The sequence below is a fragment of the Pseudomonas migulae genome (genome assembly GCF_043225285.1).
GTDB lineage: Bacteria > Pseudomonadota > Gammaproteobacteria > Pseudomonadales > Pseudomonadaceae > Aquipseudomonas > Aquipseudomonas migulae_C.
The window spans coordinates 1,382,218-1,402,971 of record NZ_CP171224.1; the positions used below are offsets into that span (position 1 = coordinate 1,382,218).

General features: G+C 61.1%; 18 protein-coding genes. 12 read left to right on the forward strand and 6 right to left on the reverse strand.

The window, feature by feature from the left end; genetic code table 11:
• Positions 1-33 precede the first annotated feature (33 nt).
• Positions 34-912, reverse strand: coding sequence for an MBL fold metallo-hydrolase (locus tag ACF6ZU_RS06400; RefSeq protein WP_392891012.1), 879 nt, complete (start codon positions 910-912; stop codon positions 34-36).
• Between the two features lie 213 nt (positions 913-1,125).
• On the opposite strand from ACF6ZU_RS06400, the gene ACF6ZU_RS06405 reads away from it, so the two are divergent.
• Positions 1,126-2,031 (forward strand): LysR family transcriptional regulator, encoded by a 906-nt coding sequence (locus tag ACF6ZU_RS06405; RefSeq protein ID WP_392891013.1) that lies wholly within the window; start codon positions 1,126-1,128, stop codon positions 2,029-2,031.
• Between the two features lie 99 nt (positions 2,032-2,130).
• Positions 2,131-2,307, forward strand: a complete 177-nt coding sequence (locus tag ACF6ZU_RS06410; protein WP_167362940.1) for a hypothetical protein — start codon at positions 2,131-2,133, stop codon at positions 2,305-2,307.
• 9 nt (positions 2,308-2,316) lie between these two features.
• Here ACF6ZU_RS06410 and ACF6ZU_RS06415 read toward each other — a convergent pair whose 3' ends face one another.
• Positions 2,317-3,213 carry a helix-turn-helix domain-containing protein gene (locus ACF6ZU_RS06415; RefSeq protein WP_392891014.1) on the reverse strand — a complete coding sequence of 299 codons (897 nt, stop codon included), beginning with the start codon at positions 3,211-3,213 and terminating at the stop codon, positions 2,317-2,319.
• A 188-nt stretch (positions 3,214-3,401) separates the two neighbouring features.
• On the opposite strand from ACF6ZU_RS06415, the gene pobA reads away from it, so the two are divergent.
• Complete coding sequence (gene pobA, locus ACF6ZU_RS06420; protein ID WP_392893721.1) at positions 3,402-4,586, forward strand: 4-hydroxybenzoate 3-monooxygenase; 1,185 nt, start codon at positions 3,402-3,404, stop codon at positions 4,584-4,586.
• A gap of 79 nt (positions 4,587-4,665) precedes the next feature.
• Positions 4,666-6,183 (forward strand): MDR family MFS transporter, encoded by a 1,518-nt coding sequence (locus ACF6ZU_RS06425; RefSeq protein ID WP_392891015.1) that lies wholly within the window; start codon positions 4,666-4,668, stop codon positions 6,181-6,183.
• Positions 6,184-6,316: 133 nt separating this feature from the next.
• Here the strand turns inward: ACF6ZU_RS06425 and ACF6ZU_RS06430 are convergent, their stop codons facing one another.
• From ACF6ZU_RS06430 to ACF6ZU_RS06445, 4 genes are all read right to left on the reverse strand, one after another.
• The gene (locus ACF6ZU_RS06430; RefSeq protein WP_392891016.1) at positions 6,317-7,165 is read right to left on the reverse strand and encodes a cache domain-containing protein; all 849 of its coding nucleotides are present in this window, start codon (positions 7,163-7,165) and stop codon (positions 6,317-6,319) included.
• 119 nt (positions 7,166-7,284) lie between these two features.
• A complete protein-coding gene (locus ACF6ZU_RS06435; protein WP_392891017.1) occupies positions 7,285-8,160 on the reverse strand; it encodes an ATPase in 876 nt (291 codons plus the stop codon).
• 107 nt (positions 8,161-8,267) lie between these two features.
• Positions 8,268-9,260: an NAD-dependent epimerase/dehydratase family protein gene (locus ACF6ZU_RS06440; RefSeq protein ID WP_392891018.1), complete on the reverse strand. Its 993-nt coding sequence runs from the start codon at positions 9,258-9,260 to the stop codon at positions 8,268-8,270.
• Between the two features lie 54 nt (positions 9,261-9,314).
• Positions 9,315-10,208, reverse strand: a complete 894-nt coding sequence (locus tag ACF6ZU_RS06445; RefSeq protein ID WP_392891019.1) for a LysR family transcriptional regulator ArgP — start codon at positions 10,206-10,208, stop codon at positions 9,315-9,317.
• Between the two features lie 95 nt (positions 10,209-10,303).
• Here ACF6ZU_RS06445 and ACF6ZU_RS06450 point away from each other — a divergent pair, with 95 nt between their 5' ends.
• From ACF6ZU_RS06450 to ACF6ZU_RS06485, 8 genes are all read left to right on the forward strand, one after another.
• Positions 10,304-10,705 (forward strand): ACT domain-containing protein, encoded by a 402-nt coding sequence (locus tag ACF6ZU_RS06450; protein ID WP_392891020.1) that lies wholly within the window; start codon positions 10,304-10,306, stop codon positions 10,703-10,705.
• Positions 10,706-10,711: 6 nt separating this feature from the next.
• Positions 10,712-11,314: a LysE/ArgO family amino acid transporter gene (locus ACF6ZU_RS06455; protein ID WP_150631170.1), complete on the forward strand. Its 603-nt coding sequence runs from the start codon at positions 10,712-10,714 to the stop codon at positions 11,312-11,314.
• Positions 11,315-11,490: 176 nt separating this feature from the next.
• Positions 11,491-12,087: a superoxide dismutase gene (locus ACF6ZU_RS06460; RefSeq protein WP_008034365.1), complete on the forward strand. Its 597-nt coding sequence runs from the start codon at positions 11,491-11,493 to the stop codon at positions 12,085-12,087.
• Between the two features lie 945 nt (positions 12,088-13,032).
• Positions 13,033-15,084, forward strand: coding sequence for a putative bifunctional diguanylate cyclase/phosphodiesterase (locus ACF6ZU_RS06465; protein ID WP_392891021.1), 2,052 nt, complete (start codon positions 13,033-13,035; stop codon positions 15,082-15,084).
• A gap of 241 nt (positions 15,085-15,325) precedes the next feature.
• Positions 15,326-16,678: an imelysin family protein gene (locus tag ACF6ZU_RS06470; RefSeq protein WP_392891022.1), complete on the forward strand. Its 1,353-nt coding sequence runs from the start codon at positions 15,326-15,328 to the stop codon at positions 16,676-16,678.
• A gap of 287 nt (positions 16,679-16,965) precedes the next feature.
• Positions 16,966-18,393 carry a di-heme oxidoredictase family protein gene (locus ACF6ZU_RS06475; RefSeq protein ID WP_392891023.1) on the forward strand — a complete coding sequence of 476 codons (1,428 nt, stop codon included), beginning with the start codon at positions 16,966-16,968 and terminating at the stop codon, positions 18,391-18,393.
• Positions 18,394-18,420: 27 nt separating this feature from the next.
• A complete protein-coding gene (locus ACF6ZU_RS06480; RefSeq protein WP_392891024.1) occupies positions 18,421-19,485 on the forward strand; it encodes an imelysin family protein in 1,065 nt (354 codons plus the stop codon).
• A 14-nt stretch (positions 19,486-19,499) separates the two neighbouring features.
• Positions 19,500-20,597, forward strand: coding sequence for a DUF1513 domain-containing protein (locus tag ACF6ZU_RS06485; protein ID WP_392891025.1), 1,098 nt, complete (start codon positions 19,500-19,502; stop codon positions 20,595-20,597).
• The last annotated feature ends 157 nt before the right edge of the window (positions 20,598-20,754 follow it).

Sequence of the window (20,754 nt, forward strand, 5' to 3'; positions counted from 1 at the left end):
CCAGTGTGGATCAGTGTGAATGAGTCGATCGGGTTACCAGTTCATCTCGCCCTTGGCGACTTTGGCGCTCAGCTCCAGCGAGCTTTCTTCGCCGAGTGTCGGGAAGCGTTTTTTCATCGCGGCAATCAAGGCCGCCGAGTCTTTGGCCTTGGCGGTTTCTTCGTCGAACGCCTTGATGTAGGCCGCGGTGAACTGCACGGCGGCCAGGGAACGGGCGCTCTTGCCGAGGTAGTGACCCGGCACGAGGGTGTTCGGTTTCAGGGTTTCGATGGAGTGCAGCGTAGCCAACCAGTCGGCGTGGGACTGCGGGGTCTGGGTATCGGCCATCCACACGTGGATGTTTTCGGCGACGACTACGCCCCCGACAACGGCCTTGATCGACGGGATCCACACAAAGGTGCGGTCCGGTTGTTTGCCCTCAAGGCCGACGACCTGCAGTTTCTGCCCTTCGAGGATCAGGCTGTCGCCCTTGAGCACGTCCGGCACGATGGTTTTGGCCGGGACGTCGGCGCCCATTTTCGGGCCCCAGAAGGCCAGCTTGCCGTCGACGGTGTGCTTGATGTGATCCACCGTCGGTTGCGAGGCGAGCACTTTGGCGTTGGGGAACGCCGTGGTCAGGGTGTCGAGGCCGAAGTAGTAATCCGGGTCACCGTGGCTGATGTAGATGGTGGTCAGTTGCTTGCCGCTGGCGCGGATTTTTTCCACCACCTGCTCGGCCTGGGATTTGCCGAACTGCGCGTCCACCAGGATCGCTTCTTTCTCGCCGCTGACCAGCACCGAGGTCACCGGGAAGATCGCTTTGTCACCCGGGTTGTAGACATCCAGCGTCAGCGTCGATGCCGCCGCGTGGGCCGCGAAGCCGAGGGTGGCCGTGGCCAGCAGGATGCGCTTGAGGGAAGTGAAACCGGTCATCTGTTGCTCCATGATTGAATACACGCTTTTTGTAGGAGCCGGCTTGCTGGCGATGGATTTGGAGACGCCGCGTTTATCCAGGAATTACGCGTCACCGTTAACAACCATCGCCAGCAAGCTGGCTCCTACAGAAGATGGATGGAGCTTAGTTGCCTTATTCGTTACAAAAAATGCGATGCTTTGACATAGTTTGTTTCTGAAATCGGGCAAATAATGGATCGTCTACAAGCAATGCGGGTGTTCGTCACGGTGGTCGACCTCGGCAGCCAGTCAGCCGCCGCCGATCACCTGGACCTGTCACGGCCAGTGGTCTCGCGGTATCTGGCGGAGCTGGAAGACTGGGTCGGCGCACGACTGATGCACCGCACCACGCGCAAACTGAGCCTGACCGCCGCCGGGATCGAAATCCTGCCGCGGTGCCGGCAGATGCTTGAGCTGTCATCGGACATGCAGGCCGTCGTCAGCGAACCCGACGACGCGCCGCGCGGACTGCTGCGGATCAGCGTCAGCACCTCGTTCGGCCAGGCACAATTGGCGGATGCGGTGGCGGCCTACGTCAAGCGTTACCCCGGCGTCAGCATCGAGCTGCAGATGCTCGACCGCACAGTGAATCTGGTGGATGAGCGCATCGACCTGGCGATCCGTACCAGCAGTGACCTGGACCCGAACCTCATCGCGCGGCGGCTGACGGTCTGCCGTTCGGTGGTCTGCGCAGCTCCCGCGTACCTGCACCAGCATCCGGCACCGCAACGGGTCGAAGACCTGAGCCAGCACAATTGCCTGACCCATTCCTACTTCGGCAAAAGCCTGTGGCATTTCGAGCAGGACGGCGAACCCGTCTCGATTCCAGTACAGGGCAATATCAGCGCCAATGAAGCCAGCACGCTGCTGCGCGCGACGATCGCCGGTGCCGGGGTGGCGATGCTGCCGACTTATCAGGCCGGGGTGCACATCCACAGCGGCGAACTGATCCGACTCTTGCCCGAAGCGGAACCGCGGCAAATGAACATCTACGCGGTCTACGCCTCACGCAAGCACATGCCGGCAGCGCTGCGCAGCCTGCTGGATTTCCTGGTGGAGAGATTTCCGGAAGAACCGGCGTGGGATGTGGGCCTGTAGGAACATCAGCGTTCTGAATACCGGGCCACACTGGCAACTCACTGACGCTGACCTATGCTGAAAACAGTACCCAAGGGTATTCGTTCAGAGGTCAACGCCATGAACATCAAAACAAGAAGATACCTCGCGATTTTCATCACCTGCGCCGCCACGCTTGCGCTGTATGGCACCGCGGCATGGCGCGTCGAGCAGTTGCGGCAACTGCCCCGTGATTACGCGAGCTGCAACTTCGAGCGCTGCATCCCCCACAACGCGACCCTCAACGCTCTGCGGTAGCGAAGCGGATCAGGCCTCGTTGTCCTGATCGGCCTTCAAGCGGTCGCGAAAAGCCTTGGGCGAGATCCCCACCCGGCGTCGGAACAGGCGCGTAAAGTTGGTCGGATCGGAAAACCCCAACACGTCGGACATTTCGTAAATGGTCATGCTGGTGTAGGTCAGCAAACGCTTGGCCTCCAGCAATTGCCGTTCGTGCATGATCTGCAACGCCGGTTGTCCGGCCAATTCACGGCAGGTGCCGTTGAGGTGCGACACCGAGATCCCCAACCGATGCGCCAGGTCCTCGACCTTGACGTGCTGGCGATACGTCTCCTCCACCAGTTGAATAAATCCGTTGAGGTACTCCCGCGCGCGCTGCGGACGCTGACTGGCGGAACGACGCTGCAGCGCCTGGCGGCTGACCCACACCATGATCACGCTGACCAGCGAATGCATGAGCATTTCCCGCGCAGGCTGATGGCCGGTGTATTCGTTCTGCAACGCGGAAAACAGACTGTTGAGGTACTCGCCGTCGCTGCCGGCCGGATAACTGTCGGCCTGGGCCAGGGCATTCACCGAGTTGCCCAGCTGCGCCTGGAGATGGGCGACAAGGGGCGCCGCCAAGGTCACGACGAACCCTTCGACATCCTCGGAAAAACGATAACCGTGCACCGACAGCGGCGGTAACACCAGCATCGTCGATTCACTCAACTCGGTACGTTTGCCTTCGATTTCAAGCTCTGCCTGACCTTTGAACACGAAGAGCAATTGGCATAAATCGGCGTGGCGGTGGGGTTTGATTTCCCACTGATGTTCGCGGCTGCGTTTGGAAATGGTTTCGCAGTGCAGCAAGTCCGGGGTCGGCCAGTCCAGGCTTTCACCGTACAACTTGAACACCGGTATCGAAGGCAGGGCAGGCTTGTTCATAACTTCAATCCAGGCCTCGGGAAGTGGCGGGCGATAATCGCACCGATTGGCAGAATGTACAGCTATCGGCTCAGTTTTCACCTTCAATTGACAGACCCGCAAGTGAAAAATGCAAGCACTCGATCCATAAAAACTATTCACCGGCCGTGGTCGCGTGGAGCTTGCGAGTCATAAGAACAATGAAAACGCTGAAAACCCAAATCGCCATCATCGGCGCCGGTCCTTCCGGTTTATTGCTCGGCCAACTGCTGCATATCGCTGGCATCGACACCCTCATCCTCGAACGCCAGACCCCGGATTATGTGCTTGGTCGTATCCGCGCCGGCGTCCTTGAACAAGGCATGGTAGAGCTGCTGCGCCAGGCCGGCGTGGGCCAGCGCATGGACGCCGAAGGATTGGTCCATGGCGGCTTCGAACTGGCCCTCGACGGACGCCGGGTGCACATTGATCTGCAGGCGTTGACCGGCGGAAAAACCGTGATGATCTACGGCCAGACCGAGGTCACCCGCGACCTCATGGCCGCTCGTCGGGAGGCCGGCGCACCGACGATTTATGAAGCCAGCAACGTCGTGCCCCACGGCATGAAAACCGATGAAGCGTTCGTGACGTTCGAGAAGGACGGCGAAACCTGGCGGCTCGACTGTGACTACATTGCCGGCTGCGACGGCTTCCATGGCGTCGCCCGGCAATCGATTCCCGCCGAGTGCCTGAAGGTGTTCGAGCGGGTCTACCCCTTCGGCTGGCTGGGGATTCTTGCCGACACCCCGCCGGTTCACGACGAACTGGTCTATGCCCGTCACGAGCGGGGTTTTGCTCTGTGCAGCATGCGCTCGGCGACCCGCACCCGCTATTACCTGCAAGTGCCCGCCTCGGATCAGGTCGAGAATTGGTCCGATCAGCGCTTCTGGGATGAACTCAAGTCCCGATTACCCGCTGCGCTGGCCGACTCGCTGGTGACCGGGCCGTCCATCGAAAAAAGCATCGCGCCGTTGCGCAGCTTCGTGGTCGAGCCGATGCAGTTCGGGCGAATGTTCCTGGTCGGCGACGCCGCGCACATCGTGCCGCCCACCGGCGCCAAGGGCCTGAACCTCGCGGCGAGTGACGTCAGTACGCTGTTCAACATTTTGCTGAAGGTCTACCGCGAAGGCCGGGTCGATTTGCTCGAGAAGTACTCGGAGATCTGCCTGCGCCGGGTCTGGAAAGCCGAGCGATTCTCCTGGTGGATGACGTCGATGTTGCACCGCTTTGACGATCAGGACGCGTTCAGCCAGCGCATCAGCGAGTCGGAGCTCGATTACTTCGTCGACTCCGAGGCGGGTCGGAAAACCATTGCAGAAAATTACGTCGGGCTTCCTTATGAGGCTATCGAATAGCTTCCTACCGACTTACACTGGCGAGCATCCCCGCTCGCCTTTGGCTTCAGCGGGACCCTCACTGCCCGCAGGTTTGCCCGTGACCAATCTCAACCAGCCTGAAACGCCCAAACCGGCCATCCGGAGCGTGCTGATCGCCCTGATGCTGGCGATCTTTCTCGGGGCGCTGGATCAGACCATCGTCGCTGTATCGATGCCCGCCATCTCCGCGCAATTCAAGGATGTCAGCCTGCTGGCCTGGGTGATTTCCGGCTACATGGTGGCGATGACCGTGGCCGTGCCGATCTACGGCAAGCTGGGTGACCTCTACGGTCGGCGCAAGTTGATGCTGTTCGGCATGGGCCTGTTCACCCTCGCTTCGTTTTTCTGCGGCATGGCGCAAAGCATGGAACAGCTGGTGTTGGCGCGGATCATCCAGGGGATTGGTGCCGGCGGGATGATTTCGGTCAGCCAGGCGATCATCGGCGACATCGTGCCGCCCCGCGAGCGCGGTCGTTACCAGGGTTATTTCAGCAGCATGTACGCGGTGGCCAGTGTGGCCGGCCCGGTATTGGGCGGTTACATGACCGAATACCTGTCGTGGCGCTGGGTGTTCCTGATCAACTTGCCGCTGGGCCTCGGCGCGTGGCTGGTGGCCAATCGCACGCTGGTGGGCTTGCCGGTGCCACAGCGCAAACCGGTCATCGACTACCTTGGCACGCTGCTGATGATCATCGGGCTGACGGCCCTGCTGCTGGGCATTACCCAGGTCGGTCAGGGGCATTCGTGGCGTAGCGCCGAGGTCCTGGGTTTGCTGGGTTGTGCGGTGGTCGTCCTGGCGCTGTTCGTCCAGCATGAGCGCCGTGCGCGTGAGCCGTTGTTGCCAATGCACCTGTTCGCCAACCGCAACGCGATCCTGTGCTGGTGCACGATTTTCTTCACCAGCTTCCAGGCGATCTCGCTGATCGTGCTGATGCCGTTGCGCTTCCAGAGCGTCACCGGCGCCGGGGCGGACAGTGCTGCGTTACACCTGTTGCCACTGGCAATGGGCTTGCCGATCGGGGCCTATTTCGCCGGACGCCGGACTTCAGTAACCGGCCGCTACAAGCCGATGATCCTGGCCGGCGCCATACTCATGCCGATCTCGATTCTCGGCATGGCGTTCAGCCCGCCCCAGGCCGTGGTGCTCAGCAGTCTGTTCATGGTGCTGAGCGGGATCGCTTCCGGCATGCAGTTCCCGACGTCGCTGGTCGGGACGCAGAATTCGGTGGACCAGCGCGACATCGGCGTCGCCACCAGCACCACCAACCTGTTCCGTTCCTTGGGCGGCGCGGTGGGCGTGGCGTTGATGTCGGCGTTGCTGCTCGCATTGCTGCAGGACTCGAGTTTCGCCCACCTGGCCGGCTCGACGCTGATTGCCGAGGGCCATTCGGGGAATGTCTTGCTCGATGGCCTGAACGCCGCGCCGGGGGATGCGCAGAACGCGTTGCGTGCTGAACTGTTGCTGACCTTCCGGCATTTGCTGATGGTCAGTGCGGCGGTGTCGTTGCTGGGGTTGGCAGCGGCGATTGTGATGCCGAACCGAGTGTTGCGTGGGCGGGAAGACAAGGTTCAGTAGTTGAACCGAGTCGCGGCCATTCGCGAGCAGGCTCGCTCCCACAGTTGACGCCAGTGATCACAAACTTTGTGTACGCCGGCGATCCTGTGTGGGAGCGAGCCTGCTCGCGAAAGGGGTTGTCAGACACCACGACTCAAGGGCTGTAATACCCGACCGCCACCAGAAAATGCCCGACCTTCTTCAGGTACGCATGCTTGTCCTCGACCTTCCCGGTCACCGGGTTTTTCCACCGATATTCATACTCGCCATAATCCTGCCCGGCCATCAACGCGAGGATCGGCTCGCCAACCGGTTTGCCTTCAGGGTCCTTGATCTTGCCGAAATCGGTATTGATCAACCGCAGGTTGGTGCCGTGAGCAACATAGCGCTGAGTGTCCAGGTCGACGACGAACACGTACAGGTCATCCTGCAAGTAACCGCCCTTGAGGGAGTTGATCGCGGTGAGCGTGCCCTTCTCGTCCTTGGCCAGATCGGCTGCCGCCTTGTTCAGCAATGCCATGGCCTGTTCCGCCGACGCCCGTGGCAGGTAATAACCCACCGCCAGAATCCGCTGGCCGACGCGCTGATAGAACACATGCTTGCGCTCGACCTTGCCGTCGGACCAGTTCTGCCAGCGGTATTCCGCCTGCTGAATGCCGTTGCCCTCAGGCACCTTTAGCGCATCCTTGAAGGCTTTCTGCAAGTCCGGCCCGAGCACGTCAGACACATCACGCCCGATCAGCGCCGATGACGGCCCGCCGCTGGCGAGCATCACGCCCTTGGTGTCGAGCACGAACACGTAGCGATCCTTGTCGACAAATTCGCCCTGACGGCTGAACGCCGCGAACGCCTTGTCGCCGTTGTCGTGGTAATAGGCCAGGGCTTTTTCCAGCAAGGCAATGGCGGCCTGGCTGTCGTCCTTCTCGGTGCCGGCGGCCTGGACTTGCGCGACACACAACAACAGCATTGCCCCCAGCAGGGCCAACCTATGCAAAAACCCCATTGCCCATCCCTCGCTCTTGTCGGTGTTTCAAGAGCGTAGACGGCAATGGGGCATGTATGGATATTCAGCGAACCGCAGTGTGCAAAAGGATATTGCAGCGCACTACCGCGACGTCGAACTCAGGGCCTGGCCCGCAATTGCTGCTGCAAGTTCTGAATCTGCGCCTGCAGGGTGTTGATGTTGCGCGTGACCTGGCTACGGAAGGCGTCGAACTCGGCGGTGCTGGAGGCGCCTGGCGCAGGGGCCGGGCGGTTGTCCTGTTCACTTTTGAGCACAATCATGTCCTGTTCCAGACGCTCGATCGCCGCGCTTGGGTTGCCTTGTTTTTTCAGCGCGGTGATGTCGGCGCCGAGGCTTTTCAGCTGTGCGTCGATTTTATCGGTGTCCGCTGGAGCGCTTTTCAGCGCGGCCAGTTCGCTGCCCAAGGTTTTGACCTGGGCCTGCAATTGCGTATTGGCGTTCTGCTGTTCGGTGCTCTGGGCGGTGGCTTGTGCCAGGCGTTTATCCAGTTCAGCGGTTTGCGCGGTCATTTGCGCCAGACGCTTGTCCAGGTCCGAAGTCTGGCCAACCACGCCCTGCTGTTGCTTGCTCTGGTCCTGGAGTTTGCTTTCCAGCTGCTTGATCTGCAGTTTCAGCGCTTCGCTGTCGCTGGTGACGTTGGTCTGGCTGGCCACGACCTTGCCGGAAATGTCCTGCAAGCGCCCCGCCGCTTCCTCACTGATCCGAGCGAAACTTTCCTGGGTCGCCACCAGCTGCTGCTCCATCAGCGAGATCTGTTGAAAACTCCACCATGCCAGGCCTGCGAATGCGAAGAACAAGGCGCCGACCAGCGCCCACAACGGGCCGGTGCTCGCCGCCCTGACCTTGACCACTGGCGGTGTGCGCGAATGCACGGCGGTGCGGGTGGAGGGCACAAAATCATCGTCGTCGAGGCTGTCGGCACGCAGGCTCGGTACATCGTCGAAGTCGTCGTTGGCATCGTTACGCATGGACATTGAGTCAACCTTTGTGGAACGCGGTGATGGCTTGATGCGGCGAGTATAAACCCGTCAGCCGCATCGATTGACCCTGAACCCCACTCACCGTTCAGTAACGGGATTTGTCAGTGAATGTCCTGGGCCTTCCACCAGCCGCAGAATTCATCGAGGGCGGTCCAGAGGCTGACTTTCGGATCGTAGTCCAGATAATGCCGCGCGCGACTGATGTCGAGGGTGAAATTTTTGTTCATGACCTGCATGCCCAGCCGCGACAGGGTCGGTTCTGGGCGACCCGGCCACAGTTTGCACACACCCTCGTTGAACGCCGCCACGCTGTAAGCCAGGCCGTAGGAACGGTAACGGGTCACCTGTGGGACGTCCATTTTGCGCATGACGTAATTGACCACGTCCCACAATGGAATCGGCGTTCCGTTGCTGATGTTGTAGGCCTTGCCCAACGCCGAACCGCTGGCCAGCAAGCTGCTGAGCAACGCTTCGTTGAGGTTTTGCACGCTGGTGAAATCGGCCATGTTCAAACCGTTGCCAATGATTGCCAGGCGACCCTTGCGTTGCATTTTCAGCAGACGCGGGAAGATGCTCATGTCGCCGGCACCTGTCACGAAACGTGGGCGCAGGGCCAGGGTTTCGAGACCGAACTCCTGTGCGCCGAAGACCTTCTGCTCAGCCAGGTATTTGGTCGCGGCGTAGGGATGCTTGAAGCGCTTGGGCACCTGTTCTTCGGTCAACCCGAGGTGATCACGGCCATCGAAATAGATCGACGGCGACGACAAATGCACCAGGCGCCGGACACGCTGCTTCAGGCAGGCTTCGACCACGTTTTCGGTGACCTGCACGTTGCCCTGGTGAAAGTCCTGATATCGCCCCCAAACCCCAACGGCCCCGGCGCAATGCACCACGGCTTCGACGTCGGAACACAGGTCGCGCGCCAGTTGCGGGTCGCTCAAGTCGCCCTGAATGAACTCGGCGCCACGGCGCACCAGGTGCTCGACGCTTTCGGCCCGGCGACCGTTGACCCGTACATCCAGGCCCTGCTCCAGGGCAAAACGCGCAAAGCGGCCGCCGATGAAGCCGCTTGCGCCGGTGACCAGAATCTTCATGTAGTGCTCCGAATATTTCGTTTTGCGTAGTGCGTGAGGTCTTGACGCTGCCGGTCAGGCCAAGGGCACCAGCCATTGCCTGGACGAGCGCACCAATTGATCGGTCAGCAACCCCAGCAACTGACCGCCATTGCGCCAATGATGCCAGTACAGCGGCACATCGATGGGCTTATCTGGCAAAAGCTCGCGCAACACTCCGCGTTCCAGTTGGTCGCGCACCTGCAATTCAGGCACCAGCCCCCAGCCAAGACCGGCCTCGGTCAAGCGAATGAAGCCTTCGGATGACGGGCATAAATGGTGCTCGAAACCGCCGTCTACGCCGAGGGACGCGAGGTAGCGATGCTGTAAGAAATCATCCGGCCCGAACACCAGTGCTGGCGTTTTCGCCAACTGATCGGCGCGAACGCCGTCGGGAAAATGCCGCGCTATAAACGCCGGGCTGGCCAGCGCGCGATAACGCATGGCCCCCAGCAAGACGCTGCGCGCGCCGGCCACCGGGCGTTCGCTGGCACAGACACAGGCCGCCACCTCGCCCGCACGCATGCGTTTGAGGCCGACGGTCTGGTCCTCGACCACCAGATCGAGCAGCAGATGTTGTTCGGCGCAGAAATCACCCACCGCTTCAGCCCACCAGGTGGCAAGGCTGTCGGCATTCAGAGCGATGCGCAGACGCTCGGGCAAGCCCTCTTCGTCCAGCGCAGGAACCAGCGTCTGCAGATCGCGCTCCAGCAGGCGCACTTGCTGCACATGGTTGAGCAGACGCCGACCGATCTCCGTCGGTGCCGGCGGCGTGATTCGCACCAGCACCGGCTGGCCGACCCGCGCTTCCAGCAGTTTGATGCGCTGGGAGATCGCCGACTGCGACAGGCCGAGCACCTGTGCGGCGCGCTCGAAACCGGCCTGTTCGACCACGGCGGCCAGCGCGGAAAGCAATTTATAGTCGAACATCAGTTTTCCTAATGAGCGATCAGCATGATTGGTTTTTCTTATACAGGTTAGCAGCGGAGAATGCCCGCAAGAACTCTTGAACAAGGATCACCGACATGGCTGGCGAAACCTCACTGGCAACGCTTCTGAAAAGCATGAGCCCGCACCTGAATGCCGGCGAGTACGTGTTCTGCACGCTGCGCGACGGCCGGTTGCCATCGGGTCTGGAGATTGTCGGCAGCTTTCGCGAGCAGGAAGGTCTGACGGTGATTCTTGAACGTTCCCACGCCGAACAGGCAGGTTTCAGCTTCGACTACGTCGCCGCGTGGATCACCCTGAACGTGCACTCGGCGCTGGAAGCCGTAGGCCTGACGGCCGCATTCGCCACTGCTCTGGGCAAGGCCGGCATCAGTTGCAACGTGATTGCCGGTTACTACCACGACCATCTGTTCGTCGGCCAGGCCGACGCCGACCGCGCCCTGCAAGTGCTGCGGGATCTGGCAGCGAACGCGGAGTAAAAACCCATGTGGCAAAGTTATGTGAACGGCCTGCTGGTGGCCGCTGGATTGATCATGGCGATCGGCACCCAGAACGCGTTTGTGCTGGCCCAGAGCCTGCGGCGCGAACATCACCTGCCGGTGGCGGCGCTCTGCGTCACCTGCGATGCGTTGCTGGTGGCGGCCGGTGTCTTCGGCCTGGCGACGGTGCTGGCGCAAAACCCGACATTGCTGGCCATCGCGCGCTGGGGCGGCGCGGCGTTTCTGCTGTGGTACGGCAGCCTTGCGCTACGGCGGGCCTGCTCCAAGCAAAGTCTGCAACAGGGTGAAAACCAGACGGTTCGGTCGTTGCGGGCAGTCATGCTCAGTGCCTTGGCGGTGACCTTGCTCAACCCGCACGTTTATCTGGATACGGTTCTGCTGATCGGCTCCCTCGGCGCACAACAAACCGAGCCAGGCGCTTATGTGGTCGGCGCAGCCAGTGCATCATTGCTGTGGTTTTTTACCTTGGCGCTCGGCGCGGCATGGCTGGCACCGTGGCTGGCACGCCCCAGTACCTGGCGGATTCTGGATCTGCTGGTGGCGGTCATGATGTTCACAGTAGCCGGTCAATTGATCATCGCCTCCTGATTATTCCAAAAGGCTCTGGAACCTCTATTCCACACAGTTGTTGCGTGGTTATGCCGCCCCCCCGGTGCTATGATCCGGTTCGATGCGCCGCAAAGAGTACAAACTCCCCGGCGCTTGTCTGGCCGCCCGTGATCGGCCTTGCGACCACCGCAACTGACCTGATTAGGAGAATCATCATGGCTTTCGAATTGCCGCCGCTGCCTTACGCACACGATGCCCTGCAGCCGCACATTTCCAAGGAAACCTTGGAGTATCACCACGACAAGCACCACAACACCTACGTCGTGAACCTGAACAACCTGGTGCCAGGCACCGAGTTCGAAGGCAAGACCCTGGAAGAGATCGTCAAATCTTCCTCGGGCGGTATCTTCAACAACGCCGCTCAGGTCTGGAACCACACTTTCTACTGGAACTGCCTGGCGCCAAACGCCGGCGGTCAACCAACCGGCGCACTGGCTGAAGCGATCAATGCTTCCTTCGGTTCGTTCGACAAGTTCAAAGAAGAATTCAGCAAAACTTCCATCGGCACCTTCGGTTCCGGTTGGGGCTGGCTGGTGAAAAAGGCTGACGGTTCCCTGGCCCTGGCCAGCACCATCGGCGCCGGCAACCCGCTGACCAACGGCGACACCCCGCTGCTGACCTGCGACGTCTGGGAACACGCTTACTACATCGACTACCGCAACGTTCGTCCGAAGTATGTCGAAGCGTTCTGGAACCTGGTCAACTGGAAATTCGTGGCTGAGCAGTTCGAAGGCAAAACCTTCACCGCTTAAGATCGACGCCAGTCAAAAAACCCGGCTTATGCCGGGTTTTTTTATGGGATTGATGAAAGTTTCGCCGCGTGTACATCCCAGGGAAAAAGTTGGCTGCCGGGAAGTCATCGCCGGCAAGCCGGCTCCTACAAAGGCGTCGTACATCCGCGAGAGCAGGTTGGCTGGCAGGCCGTCATCGCCGGCTCCTACAAAAGCAGATCGGCGCACACCCGCTTTTCACCACTCATCAGGTCGAGCGTTAGCTCGCCTGCAGCTCTTGATCTTGATCCACCCGCCCCTTCGGGAGGCCGAGTGGAGGTTCTGCGCAGTGGGCAACCCGGCATGGATGCCGGGTTAGCCGCCCCCGGCCATGGATGGCCGATGGCGGCGGGCACACGGAGCAGGACCGGAGCGAGGGAACGCCGAGCCTTGGCGAGGGGCCGGACGCTGGGGCAAGACTTTTTGGTTCCTTTTGTGGCGTTTGACAAAAGGGACTCGCCGTAAGGGCGAAACCATAGGTGGCCGTTACCGCAGGAATGGATATGTACACCCGATAGAAAATGGTCGGCCATAAGGCCGCCATCGCGAGCAGGCTCGCTCCCACAGGGTTATGGGGACATTCGCGAGAAGTGGTTGGCTGTCAGACCGCCATCGCCGGCAACAGGCAACAAGAGACAGACATGTTGCACAGAGCTGATTTCCGACAATGAAACAAGCGTTAACCCCCTTGCCCCAGCGCCACAGACGTCTACCATCAACCATAAGGAAAATATGTCCACATCCCCCTCAAGTTGAAGGACCCGACTACCGACACAGTACTAATAGGGCAAATACTCCAGGCAACAGCATTTCGGCCAACCCCACAGGCAAATCCCCCTGTGATTGATTGTCCCTTTGACTGCCATCACCGGATTGCCAATACTCATGGCAACTTGATGCTACCTGCACGGAACAAGGAATGACTCTTTGAAGCTGGAACTCAAGAACAGCTTGTCGGTGAAGTTGCTCCGGGTCGTGCTCCTGTCGGCATTGATCGTCGGCGTAGTCTTGAGCTGCGCGCAGATCGTTTTCGATGCCTATAAAACACGCCAGGCCGTGGCCAGCGATGCCCAGCGCATCCTCGACATGTTCCGCGACCCCTCGACCCAGGCCGTCTATAGCCTGGATCGCGAGATGGGCATGCAGGTTATCGAAGGCCTGTTCCAGGACGACGCCGTGCGCCAGGCCTCCATCGGCCATCCCAACGAAGCCATGCTCGCGCAGAAATCCCGCGACCTGCAGCTGTCCAGCAGTCGCTGGCTGACCGACCTGATCCTGGGCAAGGAACGCACGTTCACCACCCAATTGGTTGGCCGCGGTCCCTACAGCGAATATTACGGCGACCTGAGCATCACCCTCGACACCGCCACCTACGGGCAGGGGTTCATCGTCAGTTCGGTGATCATCTTCATTTCCGGCGTGCTGCGCGCCCTGGCCATGGGCCTGGTGCTGTACCTGGTCTATCACTGGCTGCTGACCAAACCGCTGTCGCGGATCATCGAGCACCTGACCGAAATCAACCCGGACCGCCCCAGCGAGCACAAGATCCCGCAGCTCAGAGGCCACGAAAAAAACGAACTGGGGATCTGGATCAACACCGCCAACCAGTTGCTCGAATCCATCGAGCGCAACACCCACTTGCGCCACGAAGCGGAAAACAGCCTGCTGCGAATGGCCCAGTACGATTTCCTCACCGGCCTGCCGAACCGCCAGCAATTGCAGCAGCAACTGGACAAGATCCTGGTCGACGCCGGCAAGTTGCAGCGCCGGGTCGCCGTGTTGTGTGTCGGCCTCGATGACTTCAAAGGCATCAACGAACAATTCAGCTATCAGACCGGCGACCAACTGCTGCTGGCCCTGGCCGATCGCCTGCGCGCCCACAGCGGTCGCCTCGGCGCCCTCGCCCGTCTCGGCGGCGACCAGTTCGCGCTGGTTCAGGCCGACATCGAACAACCCTATGAAGCGGCCGAACTAGCACAAAGCATCCTCGACGACCTGGAAGCGGCGTTCGCCCTCGATCACCAGGAAATCCGCCTGCGCGCCACCATCGGCATCACCCTGTTCCCCGAGGACGGTGACAGCACCGAGAAGTTGCTGCAGAAAGCCGAGCAGACCATGACCCTGGCCAAGACCCGCTCGCGCAACCGCTATCAGTTCTATATCGCCAGCGTCGACACCGAAATGCGCCGTCGTCGCGAGCTGGAAAAAGACCTGCGCGATGCCCTCGCCCGCGACCAGTTCTACCTCGTCTACCAGCCACAGATAAGCTACCGCGATCATCGGGTGGTGGGCGTCGAAGCATTGATTCGCTGGCAGCACCCCGAGCACGGCCTGGTACCGCCGGACCTGTTCATCCCGCTGGCCGAGCAGAACGGCACCATCATCGCCATCGGCGAATGGGTGCTGGACCAGGCCTGCAAACAATTACGCGACTGGCATGACCAGGGTTTCACCGACCTGCGCATGGCCGTGAACCTGTCCACCGTGCAGTTGCACCACGCCGAGCTGCCGCGGGTGGTCAACAACCTGCTGCAGATGTACCGCCTGCCACCGCGCAGCCTGGAACTGGAAGTCACCGAAACCGGCCTGATGGAGGACATCAGCACCGCTGCCCAGCACCTGCTGAGCCTGCGTCGCTCCGGCGCGCTGATCGCCATCGACGACTTCGGCACCGGCTATTCGTCCCTGAGCTATCTGAAAAGCCTGCCGCTGGACAAGATCAAGATCGACAAAAGCTTCGTCCAGGACCTGCTCGATGACGACGACGATGCGACCATCGTTCGAGCGATCATTCAGCTGGGCAAGAGCCTGGGCATGCAGGTCATTGCCGAAGGCGTGGAAACCTCCGAGCAAGAGGCCTACATCATTTCCGAGGGCTGCCATGAAGGTCAGGGCTACTTCTACAGCAAGCCACTGCCGGCCCGGGAATTGGGCGCTTACCTGAAACAGGCCCAGCGCAGCAACGCCGCCATTCTGTAGGAGCGAGCCTGCTCGCGATGGACTTGATGACGACGCGTTTATCCAGATATGGACGCGTTATCGTTGACGTTCATCGCGAGCAGGCTCGCTCCCACAGGTGGAAACACGCGGCGATCCCGCTTCTGAATAAGAAATATTTCCAAGAACAACTCTTTACACATAATGCGAAAGATTTGCATTATGTCGCAGTTTTGCGCGTGTGCCGCGCCATTCCACCCCCTCTCGAAGCAGGATGTTCGCCATGATTCGTATGCCTCTGGCTACCGCCAGTCTGTTGGCCATCGCTATTTCCCTCGCCGGTTGTGGCGAAGGCAAAGACAAAGCTGCCGCGCCAGCGCCTACTCCAGCCGCCACCACCACGGCACCGGCTGCTGCGCCGGCACCTGCCGCCGCTGATGGCAAAGTCGATGAAGCCGCTGCCAAAGCCGTTGTCGCGCATTACGCCGACATCGTCTTCGCCGTATACAGCGATGCCGAATCCACCGCGAAGACCCTGCAAACCGCCGTCGACGCTTTCCTCGCCAAGCCGAACGCCGACACCCTGAAAGCCGCCAAGGCTGCCTGGGTCGCTGCTCGCGTTCCTTACCTGCAGAGCGAAGTGTTCCGCTTCGGCAACACCATCATCGACGACTGGGAAGGTCAGGTGAACGCCTGGCCACTGGATGAAGGCCTGATCGACTACGTCGACAAATCCTACGAACACGCACTGGGTAACCCGGGCGCCACAGCCAACATCATCGCCAACACCGAAGTCCAGGTCGGCGAAGACAAGGTCGACGTGAAAGACCTCACCCCGGAAAAACTCGCCAGCCTGAACGAGCTGGGCGGTGCCGAGGCTAACGTGGCCACCGGTTACCACGCCATCGAATTCCTGCTCTGGGGCCAGGACCTGAACGGCACCGGTCCGGGCGCAGGCAACCGTCCGGCTTCCGACTACCTGGAAGGCGCCGGCGCTACTGGCGGCCACAACGATCGCCGTCGCGCTTACCTGAAATCCGTAACCCAGCTGTTGGTCAGCGACCTGGAAGAAATGGTCGGTAACTGGAAGCCGAACGTGGCCGACAACTACCGCGCCACCCTGGAAGCCGAACCGGCTGAATCCGGCCTGCGCAAAATGCTGTTCGGCATGGGCAGCCTGTCCCTGGGCGAACTGGCGGGCGAGCGCATGAAGGTTTCCCTGGAAGCCAACTCCCCGGAAGACGAACACGACTGCTTCAGCGACAACACCCACAACTCGCAGTTCTACGATGCCAAAGGCGTTCGTAACGTGTACCTGGGCGAATACACCCGCGTCGACGGCACCAAAATGACCGGCGCCAGCCTGTCGTCCCTGGTGGCCAAGGCCGACCCGGCTGCCGGCACCGCGCTGAAAGCCGACCTGGCTGCGACCGAAGCCAAGATGCAGGTCATCGTCGATCACGCCAACAAGGGTGAGCACTACGACCAGCTGATCGCTGCCGGCAACACCGCCGGCAACCAGATCGTCCGCGACGCCATCGCTTCCCTGGTCAAGCAGACCGGTTCGATCGAAGCGGCTGCTGGCAAACTGGGCATCAGCGACCTGAACCCGGACAACGCTGATCACGAGTTCTGATCAACGCTGGCTGAATAAAAAGGCGACCTTCGGGTCGCTTTTTTTTGGCCCTGACGCCGATCAAAATGTGGGAGCGAGCCTGCTCGCGATGGACGTTAACGATAACGCTTACTTTCTGAATGAACGCGCTGTTCTTGAGACCATCGCGAGCAGGCTCGCTCCCACAGAGGATCGCGGCATACGGGAAAACCCTGCGCTGTATCAACCAAACGATAATTCCTCTTATTCAAACTCCCTCGCCCTGTTAGACTTTGCGCCCTTGTTTTGCTCGTCTTGCAGGATGTCTGATGCCTTCGCTGCTTCTTCGCTTGTCCGCACTGTTGCTGGCCCTGGGCCTGAGTGCCTGCGATGACGCCCCGCGTTTTACCAAGGCCGAACCCGGTGAAGCCCGGTCCGGCGGCAGCGCGACCGTGCGCAAGACCGATCAGAACGCCTTCTCCCTGCCGTCCGCCAACCTGCCGCCCTCCCGGCGCGTGGATTTCAGCGTCGGCAATAGTTTCTTCCGCAACCCCTGGGTGATCGCTCCGTCGACCACCACCGCGCGGGATGGCCTCGGCCCGCTGTTCAACACCAACGCCTGCCAGAACTGCCACATCAAAGACGGTCGCGGCCACCCGCCTGCGCCTGATGACGTAAATGCTGTGTCGATGCTGGTGCGCCTGTCGATCCCCGATGCACCGGCCTACGCAAAAGTGATCGAACAGCTGGGCGTGGTTCCGGAGCCGGTCTACGGCGGGCAATTCCAGGACATGGCCATCCCCGGTGTCGTTCCGGAAGGCAAGGTGCGCGTCGAATACACGCCCGTGCCGGTGCGCTTCAAGGACGGCACCGAGATCGAGTTGCGCCAGCCCAGCCTGAATATCACCCAGCTGGGCTACGGCCCGATGCACCCGGATACCCGTTTCTCGGCCCGCGTCGCGCCACCGATGATTGGTCTCGGCTTGCTCGAAGCCATCCCCGATGAGGCGATCCTGGCCAACGCCGAAGCTCAGGCAAAAGAAAACAACGGCATCGCCGGGCGCCCGAACCGGGTCTGGGATGACGCCCAACAGAAAACCGTCCTCGGACGATTTGGCTGGAAGGCCGGGCAACCGAACCTCAATCAACAGAATGTTCACGCGTTCTCGGGTGATATGGGCCTCACCACCAGCCTGCGACCGTTCGATGACTGCACCGATGCGCAAACCGCTTGCAAGCAGGCCCCCAACGGCAACGGCCCGGAAGGCGAGCCGGAAGTCAGCGACAACATTCTGCGCCTGGTGCTGTTCTACAGCCGTAACCTCGCCGTACCGGCGCGCCGCGATGTCGGTGGGCCGCAAGTGCTGGCCGGCAAGAATCTGTTTTACCAGGCGGGCTGCCAGTCCTGTCACACACCGAAATACACCACCGCCGCCAACGCGGCAGAACCTGAACTGGCCAATCAAGTGATTCGCCCTTACAGCGATCTGCTGCTGCACGACATGGGCGATGGCCTGGCCGACAACCGCAGCGAATTCCAGGCCAGCGGCCGCGACTGGCGCACCCCGCCGTTGTGGGGCATCGGCCTGACGCAGGCGGTCAGTGGCCACACCCAGTTTCTGCATGACGGCCGCGCCCGCAACCTGCTCGAAGCCGTGCTCTGGCATGGCGGCGAGGCGAAAGCGGCGCAGCAACAGGTTTTGTCTTTCAATGCCGAGCAGCGCGCTGCGCTGCTGGCGTTTTTGAATTCCCTTTAATACGCGTTAACTCAGCGGGAGCCCTACATGTTCCGTCCCAAGTTGTTGTTCACCAGCCTTGCCGCACTCGCCCTCGGCGCCTGCTCACCGCAGGATCCGCAGGCCGTGACCTCGGCGGCCATCGCCAAGTCGGTGATCCTGCCGACCTACACGCGCTGGGTTGAAGCCGACCGCCAGTTGGCCGTCAGCGCGCTGGCCTATTGCGAAGGCAAGGAAAACCTCGACACCGCCCGTGCCGATTTCCTGCACGCACAGAAAGCCTGGGCCGAGCTGCAACCGTTGCTGATCGGGCCGCTGGCCGAAGGCAATCGCGCGTGGCAGGTGCAGTTCTGGCCGGACAAGAAAAACCTCGTCGGCCGTCAGGTCGAGCAACTGGTCACCGCCCAGCCGCAGATCGATGCCGAGGCGCTGGCCAAGTCGAGCGTGGTGGTGCAAGGCCTGTCCGCCTACGAATACATCCTGTTCGACAGCAAGCCGGACGTCGCCAACGACGCGCAGAAAGCCAAATACTGCCCGCTGCTGAAAGCCATCGGTGAGCGCCAGAAACTGTTGGCCGAAGACATTCTGAAAAGCTGGAACAACACCGACGGCATGCTCGCGCAGATGAGCAAGTTTCCCAACCAGCGCTACGCCGATTCCCACGAAGCGATCGCCGATCTGCTGCGTGTGCAAGTCACCGCCCTCGATAGCCTGAAGAAAAAACTCGGTACGCCGATGGGCCGTCAGAGCAAAGGCGTGCCGCAACCGTTCCAGGCCGATGCATGGCGCAGCCAGTCGTCCCTGGCCGGTCTCGAAGCCAGCCTCGCCGCCGCCAAAACCGTGTGGGAAGGCGTCGACAACAAAGGCCTGCGCGGTCTGTTGCCGAGCGAGCAGAAGCCCCTGGCCGACAAGATCGATGCCGCTTACGCCGCGTCGCTGAAACTGTTCGCCAGCAACCAGCGTTCGCTTACCGAAATGCTCAACGACGACGCCGGCCGCCAGCAACTCAACGACCTCTACGACAGCCTCAACGTCGTCCACCGCCTGCACGAAGGCGAGCTGGCCAAGGCGCTGGGCATCCAACTGGGCTTCAACGCCAACGACGGTGACTGATGAGGGCGAGTGCCATGCTGCGAAGACAGGCTCTGACGTTAGGTAGTTTGCTGCTGGGAGCAGTAACACTGGGCGGCTGGACGCTGTTCAAGCAAAAGGACAAAAGCCCGCTGTTGCTCTCGGCGCGGGACGATGGCGACGGCAAGCATTACGCCGTCGGTTATCGGCTGGACGGCACCCGGGTGTTCGCCACCCAGGTCGGCCAGCGCTGCCATGACATCATCAACCACCCGACGCTGCCGATCGCTCTGTTCGTCGCCCGGCGCCCGGGCACCGAAAGCTACCTGATTGATCTGCGCGACGGCACGCTCCTGCAAACCGTGGTCTCGAAGCCGAATCGGCATTTCTACGGCCACGCGGTGATTCACAAGAGCGGCGACTGGTTGTACGCCACCGAGAACGACACCTCCGATCCGGGTCGTGGCTTGCTCGGTGTGTACAAGTTCGAAGGCGAACGGCTGGTGCACAGCGGCGAGATTTCCACCCACGGCATCGGTCCGCATCAGGTGTCGTGGATGCCTGACGGCGAAACCCTGGTGGTGGCCAACGGCGGCATTCGTACCGAGGCTGAAAGCCGGGTCGAGATGAACCTAAATGCCATGGAACCGAGCCTGGTGCTGATGCAACGCGACGGCACGCTGCTGAGCAAGGAAACCCTCGCGCAGCAGATGAATAGCGTGCGGCACATGGGCATTGCCAGCGACGGCACCATCGTCGCCGGCCAGCAATTCATGGGGCCGTCCCACGAGTCCTCGGAGCTGCTGGCGATCAAGCGGCCCGGCCAGCCATTCGTGGCGTTCCCGGTGCCGGAGCACCAGTTGCAGGCCATGGGGCATTACACCGCCAGCGTCGCGGTGCACAGTGACTTGCGTCTGGTCGCATTGACCGCACCTCGGGGCAACCGCTTTTTCATCTGGGACCTGGACAGTGGCGAAGTGCGCCTCGATGCCCCGCTTCCCGATTGCGCCGGGGTCGGTGCGGTGGCCGACGGTTTTGTCGTGACCTCGGGTCAGGGTCGATGCCGGTACTACGATTGCCGTCAGACAAACCTTGTTGCAAAACCACTCGAGCTGCCGGCGGGGCTTTGGGATAACCACCTGCATCTCGTCTGATGACCGGACCTTGTAGGAGCGAGCCTGCTCGCGATGGTGTGTCAGTCGAAATCAAGGTGACTGACACACCATCGCGAGCAGGCTCGCTCCTACAAGGTTTTGCGTTGGCCTGTAAAAAGTGGCAGTTGGAATAGCCACCAAACTCGCGGTAATGTGC

What these genes read in the sequence shown, in the direction of transcription:
- ACF6ZU_RS06400 (WP_392891012.1), bottom strand. Translation starts at nt 912, where the DNA reads ATGACCGGTTTCACTTCCCTCAAGCGCATCCTGCTGGCCACGGCCACC.
- ACF6ZU_RS06405 (WP_392891013.1), top strand. Translation starts at nt 1,126, where the DNA reads ATGGATCGTCTACAAGCAATGCGGGTGTTCGTCACGGTGGTCGACCTC.
- ACF6ZU_RS06410 (WP_167362940.1), top strand. Translation starts at nt 2,131, where the DNA reads ATGAACATCAAAACAAGAAGATACCTCGCGATTTTCATCACCTGCGCC.
- ACF6ZU_RS06415 (WP_392891014.1), bottom strand. Translation starts at nt 3,213, where the DNA reads ATGAACAAGCCTGCCCTGCCTTCGATACCGGTGTTCAAGTTGTACGGT.
- ACF6ZU_RS06430 (WP_392891016.1), bottom strand. Translation starts at nt 7,165, where the DNA reads ATGGGGTTTTTGCATAGGTTGGCCCTGCTGGGGGCAATGCTGTTGTTG.
- ACF6ZU_RS06435 (WP_392891017.1), bottom strand. Translation starts at nt 8,160, where the DNA reads ATGTCCATGCGTAACGATGCCAACGACGACTTCGACGATGTACCGAGC.
- ACF6ZU_RS06440 (WP_392891018.1), bottom strand. Translation starts at nt 9,260, where the DNA reads ATGAAGATTCTGGTCACCGGCGCAAGCGGCTTCATCGGCGGCCGCTTT.
- ACF6ZU_RS06445 (WP_392891019.1), bottom strand. Translation starts at nt 10,208, where the DNA reads ATGTTCGACTATAAATTGCTTTCCGCGCTGGCCGCCGTGGTCGAACAG.
- ACF6ZU_RS06450 (WP_392891020.1), top strand. Translation starts at nt 10,304, where the DNA reads ATGGCTGGCGAAACCTCACTGGCAACGCTTCTGAAAAGCATGAGCCCG.
- ACF6ZU_RS06455 (WP_150631170.1), top strand. Translation starts at nt 10,712, where the DNA reads ATGTGGCAAAGTTATGTGAACGGCCTGCTGGTGGCCGCTGGATTGATC.
- ACF6ZU_RS06460 (WP_008034365.1), top strand. Translation starts at nt 11,491, where the DNA reads ATGGCTTTCGAATTGCCGCCGCTGCCTTACGCACACGATGCCCTGCAG.
- ACF6ZU_RS06470 (WP_392891022.1), top strand. Translation starts at nt 15,326, where the DNA reads ATGATTCGTATGCCTCTGGCTACCGCCAGTCTGTTGGCCATCGCTATT.
- ACF6ZU_RS06475 (WP_392891023.1), top strand. Translation starts at nt 16,966, where the DNA reads ATGCCTTCGCTGCTTCTTCGCTTGTCCGCACTGTTGCTGGCCCTGGGC.
- ACF6ZU_RS06480 (WP_392891024.1), top strand. Translation starts at nt 18,421, where the DNA reads ATGTTCCGTCCCAAGTTGTTGTTCACCAGCCTTGCCGCACTCGCCCTC.
- ACF6ZU_RS06485 (WP_392891025.1), top strand. Translation starts at nt 19,500, where the DNA reads ATGCTGCGAAGACAGGCTCTGACGTTAGGTAGTTTGCTGCTGGGAGCA.